An 18,988-nucleotide genomic window follows, 5' to 3' on the forward strand; every position below is an offset into this window, starting at 1 on the left:
CAAAGGTAGCCCTCTATGATCAGTCGAGATAAACCCCCAACCGCTCAAGAAACTTTTATGCAGATGGCACAAGCAGCCGGGTTAAGAGGTCGGCTGCTTGTTACCATCGGTATTCTCATTTTGATTCGTCTAGGTATACATATACCCATACCAGGAATTGACCGACAGCAGTTTGCCGCAGCAATTAATGGTAATAATCAGATATTCAGCTTTTTGGATATATTCTCCGGAGGCGGTCTTTCTGCATTGGGTGTCTTTGCCTTGGGTATTCTGCCATATATCAATGCTTCGATTATCATCCAATTGCTCACTGCTGCGATTCCATATCTTGAAAACTTACAAAAAAACGAAGGGGAAGCGGGAAGGCGGAGAATTTCCCAAATTACCCGCTATGTATCTTTGGGTTGGGCAATTCTACAAAGTGTTTTCTTGGCAGCATTTTGGTTAAGACCTTTTGCCTTGAATTTTGGCCCCATTTTTGTGATTGAAACAGCTGTTGCGCTTGTAGCTGGTTCGATGTTTGTAATGTGGGCATCAGAAGTTATTACAGAGCGTGGCGTTGGTAATGGAGCATCATTGTTGATTTTTGTCAACATTGTGGCAACACTGCCTAAATCCCTCAGTGATACCATTGCTTATATCCAAGGTAGTGGTCAAGAAATTGTTAGAGAAAGAGTGGGTCCAGTAATTGTACTGGTTCTAGTTTTTCTATTCACAATTGTTGGTATCGTCTTTGTTCAGGAAGCAATTCGCCGTATTCCAATTATTTCTGCTCGTCGCCAAGTTGGTCGGCGCATTTTTGCTGAACAGCGCAGCTATCTCCCCTTACGTCTGAACCAAGGTGGAGTTATGCCAATTATTTTTGCGGCTGCAATCCTCAGTTTGCCACTGTTTATAGCCAATTTCACCAAAAATCCAGAATTGGCGAATATTATCAACACTTATCTCAGTCCTGGTGGTTCTCAGTCTTGGGTATATGCCCTTGTTTACCTCGTTTCAATTGTATTTTTTAGCTACTTCTATTCTTCTTTGATAGTAAACCCAGTTGATGTGGCCCAGAACCTGAAAAAAATGGGTTCTAGTATTCCTGGAATACGCCCAGGAAAAGCCACTAGTGAGTATATAGAGCGCATTTTGAATCGACTAACTTTTTTGGGTGCTATCTTTTTAGGCTTGATTGCGATCATCCCCACTGCTGTGGAAAAAGCTTTAGGAGTCCCAACTTTTAGAGGATTGGGTGCTACCTCTTTGCTGATTCTTGTAGGTGTGGCGATTGATACAGCCAAGCAAGTCCAAACTTATGTGATCTCTCAGCGCTATGAAGGAATGGTGAAGCAATAGTGACGCGATTAATCTTCTTGGGACCGCCGGGTGCTGGTAAAGGAACTCAAGCTAAAACATTAGCCCATGACTGCGAAATTCCTCATATTTCCACGGGTGATATTTTGCGCCAAGCATTGAAAGAGCAAACTCCTTTGGGTATCAAAGCCCAAGCTTATATGGATAGGGGTGAGCTAGTTCCCGATCAGCTTGTAGAGGAAATGGTGGAAGAACGCCTCTGTAAACCGGATACCAAGCCAGGTTGGATTTTGGATGGCTTTCCTCGGACTGTGAAGCAAGCAGCTTTTCTGGGAAAATTACTGCAAAAACTTGAACAGGAGGGGGAAAAAGTAGTCAATTTAGATGTGCCAGATGATGTTGTTGTTAATCGTCTGCTACAACGAGGGCGTGCTGATGATACAGAAGAGGTAATTCGCCGTCGCCTGGAAGTTTACCGCTCTCAAACCGCTCCCTTAATTGATTATTATGGCGATCGCCACCAATTGATCACTGTCAACGGCAATCAGTCCCTAGAAGAAGTCACAGCCGAACTGAAAAAGGCTATTTCATGAAAAAGGGTTTAAGGGGATAAGGATATATGGGTGTAAGACGAATTTATTGCTCAAACTCACCTACACCCCCACACCCCTATACCCATACTCCCCCAACAGTAGGCAGATACATGTAAATCTTGGATAAGATATATTAATAACTGTTGATATTTTTCTAAAAATATGTTCATTTCCAGACTATGAATAGCTGTAAATGAATAAAGAAGTGTTGAATTGAGGGAAAAATAAATTGTCTAAGCAAGATTTAATTGAAATGGAAGGTACAGTTACCGAATCATTGCCTAACGCCATGTTTCGCGTTGATTTAGACAATGGCTTCAACGTCTTAGCTCATATCTCTGGCAAAATTCGCCGTAACTATATCAAAATTTTACCTGGCGATCGCGTCAAGGTAGAGCTAACTCCCTACGACTTGACAAAGGGTAGAATCACTTATCGATTACGGAAGAAATAGCTCTATGTAAGTTAATATACCACACGTTCAAAAAATTTAGTTTTCTTCCTGGAATTTAACTGAATATTTATCGGAAAATGCTATAATTTAACATTTGGAGTCAATTAGTTAGCATGAAAGTTAGAGCCTCAGTCAAAAAAATGTGTGAAAAGTGTAACGTGATCCGCCGTCGGGGTCGCGTTATGGTGATCTGTTCCAATCCTAAGCATAAACAGCGTCAAGGTTAGAGCGAATTAAGACCTAACTTTTAAGACTTGGTAAAGTGAAACGACAAAACCATCGTTAAACACTTAAATGACATCACTAGCAAGCAAATTAGGGAGACAATTGTTGTGGCACGTATTGCCGGAGTAGACCTACCACGCGATAAGCGTGTTGAAATAGGTCTAACTTATATTTATGGAATTGGTTTATCGCGATCGCAGGAGATTTTAAAGGCTACGGGTGTAAATCCTGATACTCGTGTCAAGGATCTCAGCGATGCTGATGTCGCAGCCCTACGGGGAGAAGTAGAAGAAAACTATCAAGTCGAAGGTGACTTGAGGCGCTGGGAAGCGATGAACATCAAGCGCCTAGTTGATATTGGTACTTATAGAGGGCGTCGTCATCGCATGGGCTTACCAGTGAGAGGACAGAGAACTCGCACCAATGCCCGCACCCGTCGAGGAAGACGACAAACAGTCGCTGGTAAGAAGAAGGCACCAGGGAAATAAATTTTTGGCAACGCTTGCTGTTAGCAAGTTTTACATTCATCCAATCACAACGATATGGCGCGACAACCAAGCAAAAAAACCGGGAGTAAAAAACAAAAACGCAACGTACCAAATGGTGTTGCTTACATCCAATCTACTTTCAACAATAGCATTGTCACGATTACCGATCAAAACGGAGATGTGATCTCTTGGGCAAGTGCTGGTTCTAGCGGTTTTAAAGGAGCAAAAAAAGGAACTCCTTTTGCAGCTCAAACCGCAGCTGAAAGTGCAGCACGTCGAGCGATCGATCAGGGAATGCGCCAAATTGAGGTAATGGTCAGTGGCCCAGGAGCAGGTCGGGAAACGGCTATCCGAGCGCTGCAAGGAGCAGGGCTTGAAATTACGCTCATTCGGGATATTACTCCAATTCCTCACAACGGCTGCCGCCCCCCCAAACGCCGTCGAGTCTAAATACGACTTTGGGTGGTAAAGGTAGTCAGTGGACAGTAACCAGTGACAGTGAACAGCAATTAATATTTTGATAACTGATAACTGAATAACTGTTTCCCTCACACGTATAGTGGCCGTCCGAAGTTCGTAAGCCCTAGTGTACAGGGGGCTGCTAAGCTTCGGAAAACCTAAACAATAGTAGCGCCTGTAAGTTGGTAGAGCGTTAAACTTATTGCTCATTAACAAAGTATTTAGTTTGCTCAACCTCAAACGCAAGGCAAGAATCCAAATTTGTAGACACTCTATTTTGTCTACTAGTAAGACCTTAAATCAGTGAACAGTACCAGCCGCAGTTATCAGGCATATGGTGGGGTTACTAGGACGCACCACCAACGGCTAACACTTATTTGGTGTGGTTTTCGCCAGTAATGAAACTGATAACTAATAACTGATAACTGATAACTGATAACTGTTAAAACAAGGGAGGCTACTCCGTGGCGCAGTTTCAAATTGAATGTGTAGAGTCTAGTACAGAGGAAAGTCGGAGCCACTACAGTAAATTTATCCTAGAACCACTGGAACGGGGTCAAGGAACAACCGTTGGCAACGCTCTTAGACGCGTATTGTTGTCAAATTTAGAAGGTACGGCTGTGACAGCAGTACGAATTGCAGGAGTAACACATGAATTTGCCACCGTTCCTGGTGTTAGAGAGGATGTACTAGAAATCCTTATGAGAATGAAGGAAGTAATTCTCAAAAGTTATTCCTCTCAACCCCAAATAGGTCGTTTACTCGTCACTGGTCCGGCTACAGTCACATCAGCACACTTTGATTTACCGAGTGAAGTAGAAGTAATGGATCCGACCCAGTACATAGCTACCCTCGCCGAGGGGGGAAAGCTAGAAATGGAATTTCGGATTGAAAAAGGCAAAGGGTATCGCACTGTAGAAAGAGGTCGTGAGGAAGCCACATCTCTAGACTTTCTGCAAATAGACTCGGTGTTTATGCCAGTCAGAAAAGTTAATTACAGTGTTGAAGAGACTCGTGGTGATAACGGAATGCCAAGAGATAGATTGCTTCTAGAAGTTTGGACAAATGGCAGTCTTAGCCCTCAAGAAGCTCTCTCTTCTGCAGCTGGAATTTTGGTAGACTTATTCAACCCCTTAAAAGATATTGATATCAGACAAACAGATACAGATTCTGATATCCCAGATGATCCTACCGCTCAAATTCCGATTGAAGAGTTGCAGCTTTCTGTAAGAGCTTATAACTGTCTCAAACGGGCACAAGTTAACTCGGTAGCAGATTTGTTGGATTACACCCAAGAAGACCTGTTAGAAATTAAAAACTTTGGTCAGAAGTCAGCGGAAGAAGTAGTTGAAGCACTACAGCGACGCTTAGGCATTACCTTACCAACCGAAAGGTCTTCTAAACACGGTTAATCATTTGTCAGTAGTCAATAGTCAATTATTGATTAGACTATGGACTAACTAATAACTTTCTTAGTAAGCGTTATCTTTAAATGGTTCATAGTTATGCGTCATCGTTGTCGTGTCAAAAAACTCAGCAAACCAGCTGATCAACGTCGCGCCCTGTTGCGCGCCCTCACCACTGAGTTAATTCGTCATGGTCGAATTACCACCACCTTACAGCGAGCTAAGGTAGTAAGAGCCGAAGTAGATAAAATGATTACTTTAGCCAAAGACGGTTCCCTATCAGCGCGCCGTCAAGCCCTTGGCTACATTTATGATAAACAATTAGTTCATGCTCTATTTGAGCAAGCTCCCACTCGTTACGGAAATCGTCAAGGCGGCTATACTCGTATCCTACATACCGTGCCTCGCCGTGGTGATAATGCTGAGATGGCAATCATTGAACTTGTTTAAAAAGGATGAAGGATGAAGGATGAAAAAAGATACTTCATACTTCACACTTCAGCCTTGAGTTGATTCTATGTTAGAAAGCCACCAGCCTACACCAAAACAACGAGTCGCCCTGGTAATTCAATACCTGGGCACTCATTTTCATGGCTGGCAGAGGCAACCGTATCACCGTAGTGTACAGGAAGAAGTAGAGAAAGTCTTAGCAAATTTACTAGGTCATTCTGTTACACTACACGGAGCGGGACGTACTGATAGCGGAGTCCACGCCGCAGCTCAAGTAGCTCATTTTGATGCGACTGGTAGAATTCCCGCTCACAAATGGGCAACTGTTCTAAATAGTTACCTGCCCGAAGATATATTGATTTTAGCTTCAGCAGGTGTCAGCCAAACTTGGCACGCTCGGTTTAGCGCAGTATATCGGCGTTATCGCTACAACATATACACTGGAGAACAGCCGAACTTGTTTATGAGGCACTTCAGTTGGCATTACTACCATGCACCCCTAGATGAATTTTTAATTCAGGCAGCATTAAAACCCTTACTCGGACATCATCATTTAGCTGCATTTCACCGTAGCAACTCAGCACGTAAGCATTCTTGGGTCGAGGTGCAAGCAGTAGAGTGTTATCGAAATGGGCCGTTTCTCCATATAGAAATACAAGCCAATGGATTTTTATATGGCATGGTGCGGCTATTGGTAGGAATGTTAGTGCAGGTAGGAACAAAAGAGCTATCGCTTGCTAACTTCACTGACCTTTGGAAAAATGAACGCCGGGAAGAAGTAAAATATGCTGCGCCTGCCCACGGCTTATGCTTATTACGAGTCGGTTATCCAGATTTTCCCTTGCCAAAAGCAGTCTGGTTTGACACTCAGCCACTATTTGTCATTAGTCATTAGTTAGTGGTCATTAATTTAGTGGTTAGTAATTGGTAGTTAGTAGTTGATAATTGATTAGAACAACCAATAAATAACACAATGACAAATGACAAACAACAAACAACAATCAACAAACAATAATTAACTATGAACAAAACATATCTTCCTCCTACTGATTCCATAACGCGTGATTGGTACGTCGTAGATGCTACCGACAAACGTCTTGGACGCCTAGCTAGCGAAATCGCTATGGTTCTGCGAGGCAAAAATAAACCTCATTACACGCCTCACCTGGATACAGGTGACTTCGTAATAGTAGTCAATGCTGATAAAGTAGCCGTAACTGGTAAAAAGCGTACCCAAAAGATTTATCGTCGTCACTCCGGTCGTCCTGGCGGGATGAAAACGGAAACTTTTGCCAAACTCCAAGGGCGTTTACCAGAACGAATTATTGAACACGCTGTCAAAGGAATGCTACCGAAAAATAGCTTGGGACGACAGTTGTTCACTAAGTTAAAAGTATATGCTGGGCCAACTCACCCCCATGAAGCCCAAAAGCCAAAAGAGCTAAAAATTAATACTATTCCAGGAGAACAAGATTAATGCAAGCAACAGATAACACTAGCGGTCGTGCTATGTACTGGGGTACTGGCCGTCGTAAGTCTGCGGTCGCACGAGTACGCCTAGTTCCAGGTAGTGGACAATTGATTGTCAATGGCAAACCTGGAGATTTATATTTCCAATTCAATCCTAATTATCTCGGAGGTATCAAAGCACCTCTAGAAACTTTAGGACTGGAAAACGAATATGATATTTTGGTGAAAGCCGAAGGCGGTGGCTTGACTGGCCAAGCCAATTCAATTCGTTTAGGAGTGGCTCGTGCTTTATGCCAGCTTGATCCTGATAACCGCTCACCTCTGAAGGTAGAAGGCTATCTCACCCGCGATCCGCGTGCTAAAGAACGGAAAAAATACGGCTTGCATAAAGCTCGCAAAGCACCCCAGTACTCAAAGCGTTAAGAGATTGGGCATGAATCAGTTAACAGTTAACAATTACTTGTTTAATTTGATAACTGATAACTGATAACTGTCCTTAGTTCTAACCGAACACCAAAGCTATAATTGTAGTATATTCACCACAAAAGGAACAATGGCTAAACCTGGTATTCATCCTGAGTGGTATCCAGAAGCTAAAGTTTACTGCAACGGTCAGGTTGTAATGACCGTCGGCTCCACCAAGCCAGAACTGCATGTAGATGTTTGGTCTGGAAACCACCCCTTCTACACCGGCACTCAAAAGATTATTGACACTGAAGGTCGTGTTGAGCGCTTCATGCGGAAGTATGGCATGAGGGGCGATCAAGCTTCTGGCGGCAAAAAGAAAAAGTAGCGCTTTGGCTCTGTTGCTGGTAATGACGACCCTGCATCTGCTGGGTCGCTTGTCATAAATGCTCGGGCCAACTTGTTATTTTAAGGAGCAATCGCACTCATCATGGCTGAACAATATTTACTGGAGAAACTTAGATCTGTTGAACAAACTTTTAATGAATTAACCCGTCGTCTTGCTGACCCCGATACCGCCAAAAACCCTGATGAATATCAGAAAGTAGCAAAGGCGCGCTCAGGGTTAGAAGAGGTAGTTAATACTTATGAAACTTGGAAAACAGCCCAAGAAGAACTCATAGGGGCGCGGCAAATACTGAAAGAATCTCAGGGAGATGCCGAACTGCAAGAAATGGCAGCCCTGGAAGTTCAAGAATTAGAAGAGAAAATAGAATACTTAGAAAACCGTCTGAAGATATTGCTTCTACCCCGCGATCCCAATGATGATAAAAACATCATGTTGGAAATTCGCGCAGGGACTGGTGGTGAAGAGGCTAGTATCTGGGCAGGCGACTTAGTACGGATGTATTCTCGCTATGCCGACACTCAAGGTTGGCGAGTCAAGCTAGTCAGTGAATCCCTGGCAGAGATGGGTGGCTTCAAAGAAGCAATCCTGGAAATTCAGGGAGATAACGTTTACAGCAAATTAAAATTTGAAGCTGGGGTGCATCGTGTTCAGCGTGTACCAGTCACCGAGGCGGGAGGAAGAGTTCACACTTCCACAGCTACCGTGGCGATAATGCCAGAAGTCGATGATGTGGAAGTCCACATTGATCCCAAAGATATTGAAATGACTACAGCGCGGTCTGGTGGTGCTGGTGGACAAAACGTCAACAAAGTAGAAACTGCCGTTGACTTGTTCCATAAACCAACGGGGATTCGGATTTTCTGTACCGAAGAACGCAGCCAGTTACAAAACAAAGAACGGGCTATGCAGATTCTGCGGGCAAAGCTGTATGAAATGAAGTTACGCGAACAACAAGAAGCAGTAACTTCTATGCGGCGATCGCAAGTAGGTACAGGATCACGTTCCGAAAAAATCCGCACCTACAATTATAAAGATAACCGAGTTACTGACCACCGTCTTGGTCAAAACTTCTCCCTCAACCCAGTTCTAGAAGGTGATTTAGAAGCACTGATTCAGTCTTGTATCTCTCAAGACCAGCAAGAACGCTTGGCAGAACTTGCTGCTTCTGGGGCAACGAATTAGTAGAGACTGTTAAACTCAGTAAACAGTTATCAAGGCGTATGGTGTGGGGCTGTTACCACCACCAACGTCTCCCATCAATTGGTTTTAGATTAATCTCTTTTTTCCTCTTTGCGTTCTCTGTGTTTCGGCGGAAGTATATTTATTTAACCGCAGAGGACAACAGAGGTCAAAAGGTAAGAGGACAAAATCACCCTACACTTTTTCAGTCTCCATACAGAGAAATTGCATCTGCATCATCTCCCGATCCAACATGGCAAATAGTAACCTGTCTTGCCAATCTCCTCTACTCCATTCGTATTCTCGCAAATAACCCTCCTGTCGCATCCCAATTTTAATTAACACTCGCATCGAAGCTTTATTTTTGGGATGACACAAAGCAAAAATCCGGTGTAAACTTAGTTGCTTAAAACCAAACTCTAATAACTTCTGTGCTACTTCTGTTGCATATCCTTGACCCCAAAATTCCCTAGCCAAGCAGTATCCAATAGAACCTTCTTGCTTATTGCGATCAGTTATGGAAATGTGACACGAACCGATAACTTGTTTATCTGCTTTTAATGCGATCGCAAATGCAAAATGCTCACGTATTTTCTTCCGCCGCATTTTAATCTCTGTATACAAATAGTTTTTAGTATCTTCTTCGCTATTGGGACCGAAGGGCAAATAGCGAACAACTTCTAGATCAGAAGCGTAGGCATGTATTGCTGGCCAATCTGATTCTACAAAGTCTCTGAGGATTAAACGATGGGTTTCTAAAGGCGGATTGATGCTGCTCATACAATTAGACGTTAATAGTTAGGAGTTAAGAATATGACTCACTATTCATAACTCTTAACTATCTTTGGTTGTTAAGTTCTACACGATATTGACTGAAACGACCATGTTTTTTAAGAGGTAATTTTTTTACTGGTGTTGTTGTATGTAGTAATCAAAGTAAAGCGATCTTCGACTAGGTAAGCAGCTTGCTGAGGCGATCTCGACAAGAAATGTTTACAGGGTCAAGAAATCCGAATCCCTCCCCGTTTCGCTTAAGGTTAGGGAGGGGTTCTTTTTCTGTTCCCTGTTCTAGGGATTAGCGACTGCAAAGGTGTCACATTGGGCAGGATTACCCGTCTGAATACCCCGCTTGAACCAGCGAACTCGCTGGGCTGAACTACCATGAGTAAAAGACTCTGGGACGACATATCCTCTTGATTGACTTTGCAAGCGATCGTCGCCTATACTGCTGGCAGCATTTAGTGCTTCTTCAATGTCACCTGGTTCAAGAATTTGTCGTGATTGGTCGGCATGATACGCCCAAACACCAGCAAAACAATCTGCTTGTAATTCCTGCCGTACTGAAAGTTGATTTGCTTCTACCTCGCTGGCTCGACGCTGCAATCTACTGACTCGGCTGGAAATACCCATGAGATTCTGGACGTGATGCCCTACTTCGTGAGCTATTACATAGGCTTGGGCAAAGTCTCCTGGTGCTTGATATTTATTTTTCAAATCCTGATAAAAGCTGAGATCAATGTAGAGTTTTTGATCAGCAGGACAGTAGAAGGGGCCAACAGCTGATCGCGCAAAACCACAGGCAGATTCGACGGCATTTGTAAAAAGAACTAATTTAGGTTCTACATAGGTCTTTCCACTTTGCTGAAATAGACTACTCCAGGTATCCTCAGTATCAGCTAGGACAACCGAGACAAACTCAGCAGCTTGATCTTCTGTTGCTGGACGTTGTGTTTGAGAAGAGCGATCGCTCGGTGTTTGGGTTTGCTCAAAGATAATGCTGGGATCACCACCTAATAAAGCAACAATCACCGCCAAAACCACAGCCCCAATACCACCCCCCACTACAGGAGCAGAAACCCGACTTCCACGTCTATCTTCAACATTGGTACTTCTACGACCAAATTCCCACCGCATAATCTATAGTCTCCCAACTAGCCAAGCAATACTTTCCCTAATCCACCACAATTATTAGTGGTTTGATTTATCTAGCTCATCTGCCCGAAGGAAAGATTAAAAGTCATACTTAGGAATGGTCAAATAAAAATTACTATTGCTTTTGGTAAAAACAGGTGCGATCGCATCAATCTATGTTTTCAGTAGCTTAAAATATCTGGAAACAAATTGTAGGTTTGTTGCCCGCCTTCGTATAATTCACTGATGCGATCACAAACAGATTAAAACTAAGACCCGCACTTAAATATCTTAAATTTAGTGTACTGAGTTAAGATAACTACAATATAATTCTTATTTTTGTATCAATTTAATAACTTGATTATGACAGCCTAATAAATGTTCTAAATTAGCTTTGTTATATATACGTTTTCTTTGCTACCAGTAATTAGTATGATAAAAAAATAACCTATTTTTATATATTAAATTAACGATATGTATAGCATCTAACATACAAAATATATTATTACACATTTCATTATTTAAGTAATATTCCTAGTTTTATTAGTAAAAATTAAAACTTACGAATACATTGCTCCTGAATAGCCATAGTAACTAATAATTCATTATTATTTGGTTAATATATCTGATGACTTCCCAGTTTTACCCATGTAAGCATAACTAAAGTGCGTAAAAAACAAATAAATGGGTAACAATAAAAACTTTTATCCAAAGGTAAAAAATTAGAATACCGTAATCAAAAAGAAATTACAGTCTCACATACAGCAACATGATTATTGCTGTATATGAATTTGGTAAGCCGTATACATTAGTTTAACAGTATTAATACGGCTCATTTTGCTCAACAAAATTTTCGATTGATATAAAAAAATGGAAACATCTTACGATCTAAAGTTTGTTGTACTCTCAATTCTTGTAGCAATAATTGCTTCCTACGCAGTGCTGAATATTTTCCCTTCCTTTACCAAAAAAGAAAATGAAACTAGATTTATATCATTAACCACAGGCGTACTGATGAGTCTTGGTATCTGGACGATGCATTTTATAGGTATGAAGGCCCTGACAGCAAAATTAGAGATAAAATATGACATTTTCATCACTATTTTATCAATTTTGCCAGCAGCACTTGGAGCAAGCATAGCATTCCATACGCTTATTCCTAAACCTAAAAAGGTGAATCGTCCTTCTCAAAAGCGTTTATTAATTAGTGCTTTGATTTTAGCAATCAGCATTTCAATTATGCATTATACGGGAATGGCAGCAATGAAGATGGCTGCAAAAACTAGCTATAATTCTGTTATTGTCATCTTATCTATTATAATTGCATTTGTCGCATCATACATATCGCTAGGATACTTTATTGATTTAAACTTTTCCCGTTATCCCAGCAAACAAGCAAAACTTTTCCCAGCAATATTAATGGGTATAGCAATTTCATCGATGCATTATACAGGAATGGTCGCTACAAGCTTTATTCCTGACCCTACAGTGAGTAATAAGTCCTCACTATTACTAAACGAGTATTCTATATATGGTCTGGCATTTTATTGTGCATTGTTGCTGATTTTGGCATCACTACTTGTTGCAATCACAGCAACTAAGACTAATTAAACACAACTTGGGTGCATCTTTAAAGACTGGACTAATTTTTAATATTAAATATAAACTGAAGTTAGCTTTAGCTATAAAAGTAGAAATTTTAATCCATTTTAATGTTAGATTCTTTTCTTATTTATTATATTTATTTTCTCAAAATGCCTGATTGCTTTATCGATTCTGTAATTCACGCAATGAGAACAGCGATCGCATTCGTAGCAAAAGCTATTTGTTATTAATCAGTTTCTACCCAACGTACATCATCATTAACAACAGCTAATTCAATGTATTTCGTCATACAAACTCCTTCAAAAGAAGCTATAAAAGTTGGATTGAGATGTTTTTATAATTCATGTAAGAGGTCTATTATTTTGCTTGAGGTCGCCACAAGTACTCACGTAAATTAATTTTTCCCTCAGGGCTGAATTGTATTCCTTCTTGTTCAAGGAGTATTCTTTGTCTATAATCTCCTCCATGTCGTAAGGATGAGTGGGATATCTCACCTTTAGCATTAACTACTCGATGCCAAGGAATATTAGATGAGACGGTATCTACACGGTAAAGTGCATATCCCACTAAACGTGCTTTACCATACAAGTGAGCCAAATCAGCTACTTGACCGTAAGTAGCTACTCGACCTTGGGGTATCTGACAGACTATTTTATAGATTTCATCGTAGGTAGACATTTGCCCTTGAAGCTTCTATTTTTGCTGAGATAAATCCATTAAATTTGCCAACTTATAAACAATTCGCGCCCCGACATTACCATCCCATTCAGCATCACCAACTTCGCACACATCAAAACCAATAATTTTTCTACCACTTTTTACTAATTCACGGAACAAACAAAAAGTTTCCTCTAATTCCATTCCACCAGGAACAGGAGTACCTGTACTTGGACAAAGTTTTGGATCAAGACCATCGACATCAAAGCTAATATAAACATATTCAGGCAAATGATTAATTATTTGTCGACATAACTCAATCCAAGTCTTTCCAGAGTAGAGCATTTGTTTCACTACTGGGTCATAATAAGCAATAATTCGACCATCGGATTGGTTTATTATTTCTACTTCATCATGACAAATATCACGCAAACCTACCTGCACTAACTTGGAAACTTGCGGTAGTTTCATAGCATTAAACATGATAGAAGCGTGAGAAAATTCAAATCCTTCATAAGCATCCCGCAAATCTGCGTGTGCATCGATATGTAAGATACCAAAGTCAGAATACTTAGTTGTTAATGCTTGGAAATAACCTAAAGGTGAACTGTGATCTCCACCTATGACAGCTACTTTTTTGCCATGATTAATTGCTTCCTGACAGTTTTCAAATAACCATTGATTTACTTTTTGACAAGCCTGATTAATTTCTGCCAGAACAGGAGTTAAATCTGGTGTGTCTGTTAATTGTTTACCTTCCTCTAAGCGTTCAATAATTTGTGTGGCTAAAGCACGATAATATGCATTTTTATCTAAAATATCTTGGGGAATTTCTACCATAAAAATTCCCTGGTTCCATCCATCAGGATGATCAAAATCGAACAAATCTAATTGGGGTGAAGCATCTAAAATTCTTTGTGGCCCATTGGCAGTACCCGCACCATAGGAAACAGTTACTTCCCACGGTACACCAAAAATAATTAAATTTGCAGATTCATAATCAAAGGGCAAACCGAAGAGATTGCCATTGATTTTTCCTATGCCACTAGGATTATAGTTTTGGAGATTATTCATTGATTATTTGCAAAATGTGTGTGAGTAGACAACTGCATTATGGTAGCGCAGCTTTTTCCCAAGCAATAGCAACTTGCCTCACTACCTCCAAAAACCTCTGCACAGTTGCGGATGTATTGTCACGTCGCCAAATCATCGCTAGCGCTACTTTAGGCGTCGGTTCCTGCATGGGTTTATAAACTACTCCTGTTCTCTGTAAATTTTGCAGAGATTCCGGTACGATCGCTACACCCATTTCTGCTGCCACTAAACTCACAATAGTTTGCATCTGAATTGCTTCTTGGGCAACGGTAGGACTAAAATTGGCTTGCTGGCAAAAACTGATGATCGAGTCGTACACTCCCGGGGCTAAAGGACGAGGAAATAAAATGAAGGGTTCAGTTTGGAGTGAAAACAACGATATACTCGATTGATGAGCTAGTGCATGGGTTTCTGGTAACGCCACCACTAATGATTCATATAAAATTATCTCCCAGCAAAATTTGTCTTCTTCCACTGGTGGACGTAACAAACCAACATCAATGCGGTTATCGCGTAACCGTTGTAATTGCTGGTCTGTTGTTAGTTCATGTAATTCCAGATTTACATCTGGTACGCAACTACGAAATGTCCGCAGAATGCTTGGCAATATATTATACGCCGCAGAACTGACAAAGCCAATTACAACCTGTCCCCCCAAACCGCGACTAGTTTGTCTTCCTAATTGCACTGCTTGTTCTAGCTGCTTCAGAATTTTTTGAACTTCACCTAAAAATACTTGCCCAGCTGCCGTTAATTGTACATTCCTTTTCGTGCGATGAAACAATTGAAAGCCCAACTCTACTTCTAGCTGATGAATTTGTTGACTTAGAGGAGGTTGGGCAATGTGTAAGCGTTCCGCCGCCCGTCCAAAATGTAATTCCTCAGCTACTGTCACGAAGTATCGTAGGTGTCGCAGTTCCATTGGGGGATGGGGAGATGGGGAGGTAGGGAGATAGGGAGGTGGGGGGATTAGATTTTGGTTAAAGCTGCATCAACTTGTTTTAACAGTGCTTCTAAGGTGGAGGAATTATCTAAGACTACATCAGCACGGGCTGCTTTTTCTGCTAGGGACATTTGGCTGTGGATTCTCGCTTGTGCTTGCTCGAAGGTGAGATGATTTCGCTGTATTAATCTTGCTAATTGTTGTTGCTGTGAACACCACACTACCCAAGTTTCTGTGACGTAATCAGTCATTCCCGCTTCAAATAATAAAGGCACAACTAATACTAGTGTTTCTACGGTAGATGCTTGAATTTCTGTTAAAAAGCGATCGCGTACGTAAGGATGAATTAAATTTTCTATCCAAGTACGTTCTTCGGAGTTTTTAAAGATGATTTCGCCTAATTTTTGACGATCAAGGTTCCCGTTTGGTAGTAAAATTTGTTTACCGTAACGAGTAGCGATCGCGTCAAGAATAGGTGAACCGACACAGACTGCTTCTCGGGCATAGATATCTGCATCCAAAATTGGCAAGTTATAGGCTTGTGCCAAGTAATTGGCAACAGTTGTCTTGCCTGTGGCGATACCACCTGTTAAGCCAATGATTTTTTGGGTCATTTGTCAATGGTCAATGGTCAATTGGAAATTATCAATTATCTATACTTTTGACAATGGACAATTGACTCTGAACAATTGACTACGAATCTGTCGCCCATTTTATTAGTGCTGCGGTCAAACCCTCCAAAGTATATTCTTGGGCTTCCACATCTACGCGTCCTAACAGAGAACGACAAGTGTGAGAAGTTTGTGGACCAATAGAAGCAATGCAAACTCCTTCTAGAGAATTTGCCACTACGGATAATTGATTTTCTGATGAGTTACCAGAGAAGATTTTTTCTGCCAGTTGACAGAAAAATTGGACTGTTTTGGAACTGGCAAAGGTGATCACATCAACTGTTCCACTCTGTAAAGCGAGTTCTGCTGAAGGAGGAACACTATCCGGACAGCAAGATTGATATGCCGCCACTTCTATTACTTCTGCACCTTTAGCAGTTAGTTCCCTCACCAAAATTTCCCGTCCGCCGCTTTCGACTCTGGGAAATAAAATCTTCTTACCTGTAAGTTCCTCAGGAAAGTGTTCGACTAGGGAGTCAGCAACAAAGTCTGGGGGGATGAAATCTGGTTGTAAACAATGGTGTCTGAGGGTTTGGGCAGTTTTTTCACCGACTGCGGCAATTTTGACTTCCGCTAAGGCGCGAATGTCTTTACCCTGGGCCATCAGTCGTTCACAGAAGTAGCCTACACCGTTGGTTGAGGTCAGAATTAACCAGTCAAATTCAGATAATCGAGCGATCGCATCATCCAAAGCTTCCCAACTAGAAGGCGGGCCAATTTCTAAAGCAGGCATTTCCACAACATGGGCGCCTGCTGCTACTAAGAGTTCTGTAAATTGACTCGACTGTCCAACCGAACGTGTTACCAGAATAGTTTTACCGTTGAGGGGTAAGTGGGAAGCGGTAGGAACGGCAATAGAGCCAGAGGAGGAGAGGTTGCTTGCCATAGCTTTTGGGAGTCGTGCATTCTGGGAATCGTCTAAGACTATATTCTCAGGTTGTTAGTTTCTGCGTAACCCCACTACTTCCCCAATTACAATTACCACTGGCGAGAGTAAAACTCCGGATGTTTGCTCCACAATGGTTTCGAGTGTTCCTGTCCAAATTTGTTGTTGTTTAGTTCCTGCCCAGAGAATAATTGCTACCGGCATAGATGGCGATCGCCCCTGTTGTTGTAACCGCTTAATAACCTCACCCAAGTTCTGCCCCCCCATCAAAATTACCAATGTCTCTAACCGAGACAGCGCCTCCCAATCTAAAGCGTCGAGATCGTGGGCAGTAAACACAGCAAAGCAACGGCTCAAAACCGGATCTGTTAGGGGAATGCCTGCGAAAAGAGGTGCTGCTAAGGCAGACGATATTCCTGGTACAACTTCAAATTCACAACCATTCGCTGTCAAAGCTGCCATTTCCGAATTACAGCGACCAAAAATAAACGGATCACCACTTTTGAGTCGGACTACTTGTTTACCCTGCTGACAGTATTTAACTAGTAAATGATTAATTTCTGCTTGTGGTGTGCTGGGTTTGCCGCCACGCTTACCTACATCTAATTTTAAGCAATCGGCTGGTACTAACTGCAATAACTCCCCATCGATCAGGGCATCGTAAATCAAAACTTGAGCGATCGCTAACAGGTTGTATGCCTTCACCGTTAGGTATGCCACATTTCCCAATCCTGCACCCACGAGGTAAACTTTACCTTTTTGATTTGTCATGTTTATACGGCATTCCCAACCTGCCTTGTACGGTCTACTGTACTTTAATGATTAAGTCAATATATTGCAAAAACTTGTTATAAATTGTTATATTTCTTTACAAGAAGTAATCAAAGGGGAAACATCATGGTAAAAAGCTTTACAATCAACGAACGCGGTCAACTCAACAACTACGCCCTTGAACCAAAAGTTTATGTTGAGGCAACTCCCCGCACAGGTTTTACCGAATATGCCGAAAAGCTGAATGGACGATTAGCAATGATTGGTTTTGTCTCACTGATAGCTTTAGAAGTTTTCACCGGACACGGCGTGATTGGATGGCTGACTAACCTGTAATAGTTTTTTGAAATTTTGAAATTTAGATTTTGGATTGGAGAAACATATGAAAACTGACTTTAACTACCCCAACAAAGACTTACTTGGTCCTGTTGTATTTAGACCTGATTTCAATAACTTTGAGAAAATCAATCTCAATCAAGCTTGGTCGTTATTTTTCACCGCAGGTAAAGAAGACAAAGTACTAGGTCAAGAAATTGAACTAGGTAGATTTTTCACCAACTTGTTGATTGCAATTGGAATCAGTGGCAGTCTGTGGGCGATCTACTTCAATCACATTATGTAAAGAGGTCGTGTGTCAAATTTAAGAGAAAAATTAGAAGTTTTGGTCTTCAAAACCAAGACTTCTTTTTACATTTTTACGCTTGAACAACATATACTATCTGCTCGTGTTGGTAATTGGTAATTGGCGTATTACCTAATAGTTGCGATCGCAGTAGGAATATAAGGTAACTATCCAGCTTTGATATGAGTTAAAGCTATGGTCGAAATACCAGCGACAAAACCCATCTGTGTAGGCTACACCGCAGCCGCTCTTAAGGACGTCTACATCCGTGTTCATCTGTGTACATCGGTGTTCGTAATTATTGTCCCTGCGACTTCGCCACAATCTTAAAAAACTCGTAGACGCGCTTTGCGCAGCTTCCCGTAGGGTACACAGTGCAAGGCGATACACACCGATGAAATTTGATGTGCTAAAATTTTTGAATATATTGGGGCTTTTCGTGATTTTTTGAAAATTTTCGCTCCCAGCCAGTTTTCATCCAAAGAATTAAACATCACGTGACGCTGAAGAAATCTGTTGCAATAGCTGCTTAATTTTTTCAGCTTGATCAACTCGACGCTGCTTTTGTAATAAATCTTGGGCTTGTTGCAAAACCGTAATAGCTTCTTGTAGTTTTTGTTGTTGCATCAAAGCTTGAGCTAAGCGTAAATAAGCATCGACTTTTTTGGGCGCGCGCTTAATTACATCTTGAAATTCAACAATTGCGGCTTCAACTTTACCTTGTTGGATAAGTACATCACCCAACAGTAAATGTACAACATCATTAGTAGAGTTAATCGCAATTACCTGACGAAAAGCTGCTTCTGCACCCGGAAAATCTTTTTGTTGGTAAAGGTTAATTCCTGTTTGAAAATATTTGTCGGTAATGAGAGTTCTTCTTGCCAAAAAAATCAGAATAGATAAACTAATTAACACTATAAATGTAGCTACGAAGTTACTGGTTTGAGATAATTCCATTTTTATTGCTCACCCTATCCTAGTTTGGGTATA

24 protein-coding genes and 1 pseudogene are annotated in these 18,988 nt (G+C 41.3%); 17 read left to right on the forward strand and 8 right to left on the reverse strand.

The genetic code is table 11. The features are described from left to right. Window positions 1–15: 15 nt before the first annotated feature. The 13 genes from secY (at window position 16) to prfA (ending at window position 8,840) form a co-directional block, all read left to right on the forward strand. On the forward strand, window positions 16–1,341 hold the full coding sequence (gene secY / locus RS893_RS15045; protein WP_315784247.1) for a preprotein translocase subunit SecY: 1,326 nt from the start codon (window positions 16–18) through the stop codon (window positions 1,339–1,341). Then, window positions 1,341–1,892 (forward strand): adenylate kinase, encoded by a 552-nt coding sequence (locus RS893_RS15050; protein ID WP_315784249.1) that lies wholly within the window; start codon window positions 1,341–1,343, stop codon window positions 1,890–1,892. Before secY ends, RS893_RS15050 begins: the two co-directional genes overlap by 1 nt. A 229-nt stretch (window positions 1,893–2,121) precedes the next feature. Next, window positions 2,122–2,346, forward strand: a complete 225-nt coding sequence (gene infA, locus RS893_RS15055; protein WP_006276978.1) for a translation initiation factor IF-1 — start codon at window positions 2,122–2,124, stop codon at window positions 2,344–2,346. A 113-nt stretch (window positions 2,347–2,459) separates the two neighbouring features. Further along, window positions 2,460–2,573 (forward strand): 50S ribosomal protein L36, encoded by a 114-nt coding sequence (gene rpmJ / locus RS893_RS15060; RefSeq protein WP_071588098.1) that lies wholly within the window; start codon window positions 2,460–2,462, stop codon window positions 2,571–2,573. A 105-nt stretch (window positions 2,574–2,678) separates the two neighbouring features. Next, the gene (gene rpsM, locus RS893_RS15065) at window positions 2,679–3,059 is read left to right on the forward strand and encodes a 30S ribosomal protein S13 (protein WP_016868073.1); all 381 of its coding nucleotides are present in this window, start codon (window positions 2,679–2,681) and stop codon (window positions 3,057–3,059) included. A 54-nt stretch (window positions 3,060–3,113) separates the two neighbouring features. Continuing rightward, entirely contained in the window at window positions 3,114–3,509 is a 396-nt protein-coding gene (gene rpsK / locus RS893_RS15070) for a 30S ribosomal protein S11 (protein ID WP_009455552.1), read from the forward strand. 473 nt (window positions 3,510–3,982) lie between these two features. Continuing rightward, entirely contained in the window at window positions 3,983–4,930 is a 948-nt protein-coding gene (locus RS893_RS15075) for a DNA-directed RNA polymerase subunit alpha (protein ID WP_315784578.1), read from the forward strand. A gap of 93 nt (window positions 4,931–5,023) precedes the next feature. Next, a complete protein-coding gene (gene rplQ / locus RS893_RS15080) occupies window positions 5,024–5,374 on the forward strand; it encodes a 50S ribosomal protein L17 (RefSeq protein ID WP_016868071.1) in 351 nt (116 codons plus the stop codon). 67 nt (window positions 5,375–5,441) lie between these two features. Beyond that, entirely contained in the window at window positions 5,442–6,269 is an 828-nt protein-coding gene (truA, locus tag RS893_RS15085) for a tRNA pseudouridine(38-40) synthase TruA (protein WP_315784584.1), read from the forward strand. Between the two features lie 126 nt (window positions 6,270–6,395). Beyond that, window positions 6,396–6,851 (forward strand): 50S ribosomal protein L13, encoded by a 456-nt coding sequence (gene rplM, locus RS893_RS15090; protein ID WP_315784587.1) that lies wholly within the window; start codon window positions 6,396–6,398, stop codon window positions 6,849–6,851. After that, entirely contained in the window at window positions 6,851–7,267 is a 417-nt protein-coding gene (gene rpsI / locus RS893_RS15095; protein WP_315784590.1) for a 30S ribosomal protein S9, read from the forward strand. Before rplM ends, rpsI begins: the two co-directional genes overlap by 1 nt. A gap of 130 nt (window positions 7,268–7,397) precedes the next feature. Next, on the forward strand, window positions 7,398–7,637 hold the full coding sequence (gene rpmE, locus RS893_RS15100) for a 50S ribosomal protein L31 (RefSeq protein WP_016868067.1): 240 nt from the start codon (window positions 7,398–7,400) through the stop codon (window positions 7,635–7,637). A 102-nt stretch (window positions 7,638–7,739) separates the two neighbouring features. Then, window positions 7,740–8,840 carry a peptide chain release factor 1 gene (gene prfA, locus RS893_RS15105; protein ID WP_315784596.1) on the forward strand — a complete coding sequence of 367 codons (1,101 nt, stop codon included), beginning with the start codon at window positions 7,740–7,742 and terminating at the stop codon, window positions 8,838–8,840. A gap of 192 nt (window positions 8,841–9,032) precedes the next feature. Here prfA and RS893_RS15110 read toward each other — a convergent pair whose 3' ends face one another. Together RS893_RS15110 and ypfJ are read right to left on the reverse strand one after the other, a co-directional pair. After that, a complete protein-coding gene (locus RS893_RS15110; RefSeq protein ID WP_315784599.1) occupies window positions 9,033–9,617 on the reverse strand; it encodes a GNAT family N-acetyltransferase in 585 nt (194 codons plus the stop codon). A gap of 288 nt (window positions 9,618–9,905) precedes the next feature. Further along, window positions 9,906–10,751 (reverse strand): KPN_02809 family neutral zinc metallopeptidase, encoded by an 846-nt coding sequence (gene ypfJ, locus RS893_RS15115; protein ID WP_315784602.1) that lies wholly within the window; start codon window positions 10,749–10,751, stop codon window positions 9,906–9,908. 867 nt (window positions 10,752–11,618) lie between these two features. Here ypfJ and RS893_RS15120 point away from each other — a divergent pair. After that, the gene (locus RS893_RS15120; RefSeq protein WP_315784604.1) at window positions 11,619–12,359 is read left to right on the forward strand and encodes an MHYT domain-containing protein; all 741 of its coding nucleotides are present in this window, start codon (window positions 11,619–11,621) and stop codon (window positions 12,357–12,359) included. Between the two features lie 351 nt (window positions 12,360–12,710). Here the strand turns inward: RS893_RS15120 and RS893_RS15125 are convergent, their stop codons facing one another. The 5 genes and pseudogenes from RS893_RS15125 to cobA all read right to left on the reverse strand — a co-directional run bounded on the left by RS893_RS15125 (window position 12,711) and on the right by cobA (window position 17,376). After that, complete coding sequence (locus tag RS893_RS15125) at window positions 12,711–13,031, reverse strand: MGMT family protein (RefSeq protein WP_315784606.1); 321 nt, start codon at window positions 13,029–13,031, stop codon at window positions 12,711–12,713. Window positions 13,032–13,046: 15 nt separating this feature from the next. Further along, window positions 13,047–14,084, reverse strand: a complete 1,038-nt coding sequence (gene speB, locus RS893_RS15130) for an agmatinase SpeB (protein ID WP_315784608.1) — start codon at window positions 14,082–14,084, stop codon at window positions 13,047–13,049. Window positions 14,085–14,121: 37 nt separating this feature from the next. Then, window positions 14,122–15,027, reverse strand: coding sequence for a LysR family transcriptional regulator (locus RS893_RS15135; protein WP_315784610.1), 906 nt, complete (start codon window positions 15,025–15,027; stop codon window positions 14,122–14,124). 47 nt (window positions 15,028–15,074) lie between these two features. Beyond that, window positions 15,075–15,662 carry a dephospho-CoA kinase gene (gene coaE / locus RS893_RS15140; RefSeq protein ID WP_315784612.1) on the reverse strand — a complete coding sequence of 196 codons (588 nt, stop codon included), beginning with the start codon at window positions 15,660–15,662 and terminating at the stop codon, window positions 15,075–15,077. A 79-nt stretch (window positions 15,663–15,741) separates the two neighbouring features. Next, window positions 15,742–17,376 (reverse strand): annotated as a pseudogene (gene cobA / locus RS893_RS30310) (uroporphyrinogen-III C-methyltransferase). A gap of 126 nt (window positions 17,377–17,502) precedes the next feature. On the opposite strand from cobA, the gene RS893_RS15155 reads away from it, so the two are divergent. The 3 genes from RS893_RS15155 to RS893_RS15165 all read left to right on the forward strand — a co-directional run bounded on the left by RS893_RS15155 (window position 17,503) and on the right by RS893_RS15165 (window position 18,328). Continuing rightward, window positions 17,503–17,712: a high light inducible protein gene (locus tag RS893_RS15155; RefSeq protein WP_396336366.1), complete on the forward strand. Its 210-nt coding sequence runs from the start codon at window positions 17,503–17,505 to the stop codon at window positions 17,710–17,712. A gap of 46 nt (window positions 17,713–17,758) precedes the next feature. Beyond that, window positions 17,759–17,998: a hypothetical protein gene (locus RS893_RS15160; RefSeq protein WP_315784620.1), complete on the forward strand. Its 240-nt coding sequence runs from the start codon at window positions 17,759–17,761 to the stop codon at window positions 17,996–17,998. 195 nt (window positions 17,999–18,193) lie between these two features. Beyond that, on the forward strand, window positions 18,194–18,328 hold the full coding sequence (locus tag RS893_RS15165) for a hypothetical protein (protein ID WP_315784623.1): 135 nt from the start codon (window positions 18,194–18,196) through the stop codon (window positions 18,326–18,328). A 156-nt stretch (window positions 18,329–18,484) separates the two neighbouring features. Here the strand turns inward: RS893_RS15165 and RS893_RS15170 are convergent, their stop codons facing one another. After that, window positions 18,485–18,955 (reverse strand): tetratricopeptide repeat protein, encoded by a 471-nt coding sequence (locus RS893_RS15170; RefSeq protein WP_315784626.1) that lies wholly within the window; start codon window positions 18,953–18,955, stop codon window positions 18,485–18,487. Between the last annotated feature and the right edge of the window lie 33 nt (window positions 18,956–18,988).

Origin of the sequence: Fischerella sp. JS2, assembly GCF_032393985.1 — a bacterium.
Taxonomy (GTDB): domain Bacteria; phylum Cyanobacteriota; class Cyanobacteriia; order Cyanobacteriales; family Nostocaceae; genus Fischerella.

Excerpts from the sequence above, each read along its gene's own strand:
- rpsI (WP_315784590.1), top strand. The coding sequence starts at position 6,851 with ATGCAAGCAACAGATAACACTAGCGGTCGTGCTATGTACTGGGGTACT.
- rplQ (WP_016868071.1), top strand. The coding sequence starts at position 5,024 with ATGCGTCATCGTTGTCGTGTCAAAAAACTCAGCAAACCAGCTGATCAA.
- speB (WP_315784608.1), bottom strand. The coding sequence starts at position 14,084 with ATGAATAATCTCCAAAACTATAATCCTAGTGGCATAGGAAAAATCAAT.
- RS893_RS15120 (WP_315784604.1), top strand. The coding sequence starts at position 11,619 with ATGGAAACATCTTACGATCTAAAGTTTGTTGTACTCTCAATTCTTGTA.
- prfA (WP_315784596.1), top strand. The coding sequence starts at position 7,740 with ATGGCTGAACAATATTTACTGGAGAAACTTAGATCTGTTGAACAAACT.
- coaE (WP_315784612.1), bottom strand. The coding sequence starts at position 15,662 with ATGACCCAAAAAATCATTGGCTTAACAGGTGGTATCGCCACAGGCAAG.
- RS893_RS15135 (WP_315784610.1), bottom strand. The coding sequence starts at position 15,027 with ATGGAACTGCGACACCTACGATACTTCGTGACAGTAGCTGAGGAATTA.
- RS893_RS15165 (WP_315784623.1), top strand. The coding sequence starts at position 18,194 with ATGGTCGAAATACCAGCGACAAAACCCATCTGTGTAGGCTACACCGCA.
- rpmE (WP_016868067.1), top strand. The coding sequence starts at position 7,398 with ATGGCTAAACCTGGTATTCATCCTGAGTGGTATCCAGAAGCTAAAGTT.
- RS893_RS15110 (WP_315784599.1), bottom strand. The coding sequence starts at position 9,617 with ATGAGCAGCATCAATCCGCCTTTAGAAACCCATCGTTTAATCCTCAGA.
- RS893_RS15160 (WP_315784620.1), top strand. The coding sequence starts at position 17,759 with ATGAAAACTGACTTTAACTACCCCAACAAAGACTTACTTGGTCCTGTT.
- rpsK (WP_009455552.1), top strand. The coding sequence starts at position 3,114 with ATGGCGCGACAACCAAGCAAAAAAACCGGGAGTAAAAAACAAAAACGC.
- RS893_RS15125 (WP_315784606.1), bottom strand. The coding sequence starts at position 13,031 with ATGTCTACCTACGATGAAATCTATAAAATAGTCTGTCAGATACCCCAA.
- truA (WP_315784584.1), top strand. The coding sequence starts at position 5,442 with ATGTTAGAAAGCCACCAGCCTACACCAAAACAACGAGTCGCCCTGGTA.
- RS893_RS15155 (WP_396336366.1), top strand. The coding sequence starts at position 17,503 with ATGGTAAAAAGCTTTACAATCAACGAACGCGGTCAACTCAACAACTAC.
- ypfJ (WP_315784602.1), bottom strand. The coding sequence starts at position 10,751 with ATGCGGTGGGAATTTGGTCGTAGAAGTACCAATGTTGAAGATAGACGT.
- RS893_RS15170 (WP_315784626.1), bottom strand. The coding sequence starts at position 18,955 with ATGGAATTATCTCAAACCAGTAACTTCGTAGCTACATTTATAGTGTTA.
- rpmJ (WP_071588098.1), top strand. The coding sequence starts at position 2,460 with ATGAAAGTTAGAGCCTCAGTCAAAAAAATGTGTGAAAAGTGTAACGTG.
- rplM (WP_315784587.1), top strand. The coding sequence starts at position 6,396 with ATGAACAAAACATATCTTCCTCCTACTGATTCCATAACGCGTGATTGG.
- secY (WP_315784247.1), top strand. The coding sequence starts at position 16 with ATGATCAGTCGAGATAAACCCCCAACCGCTCAAGAAACTTTTATGCAG.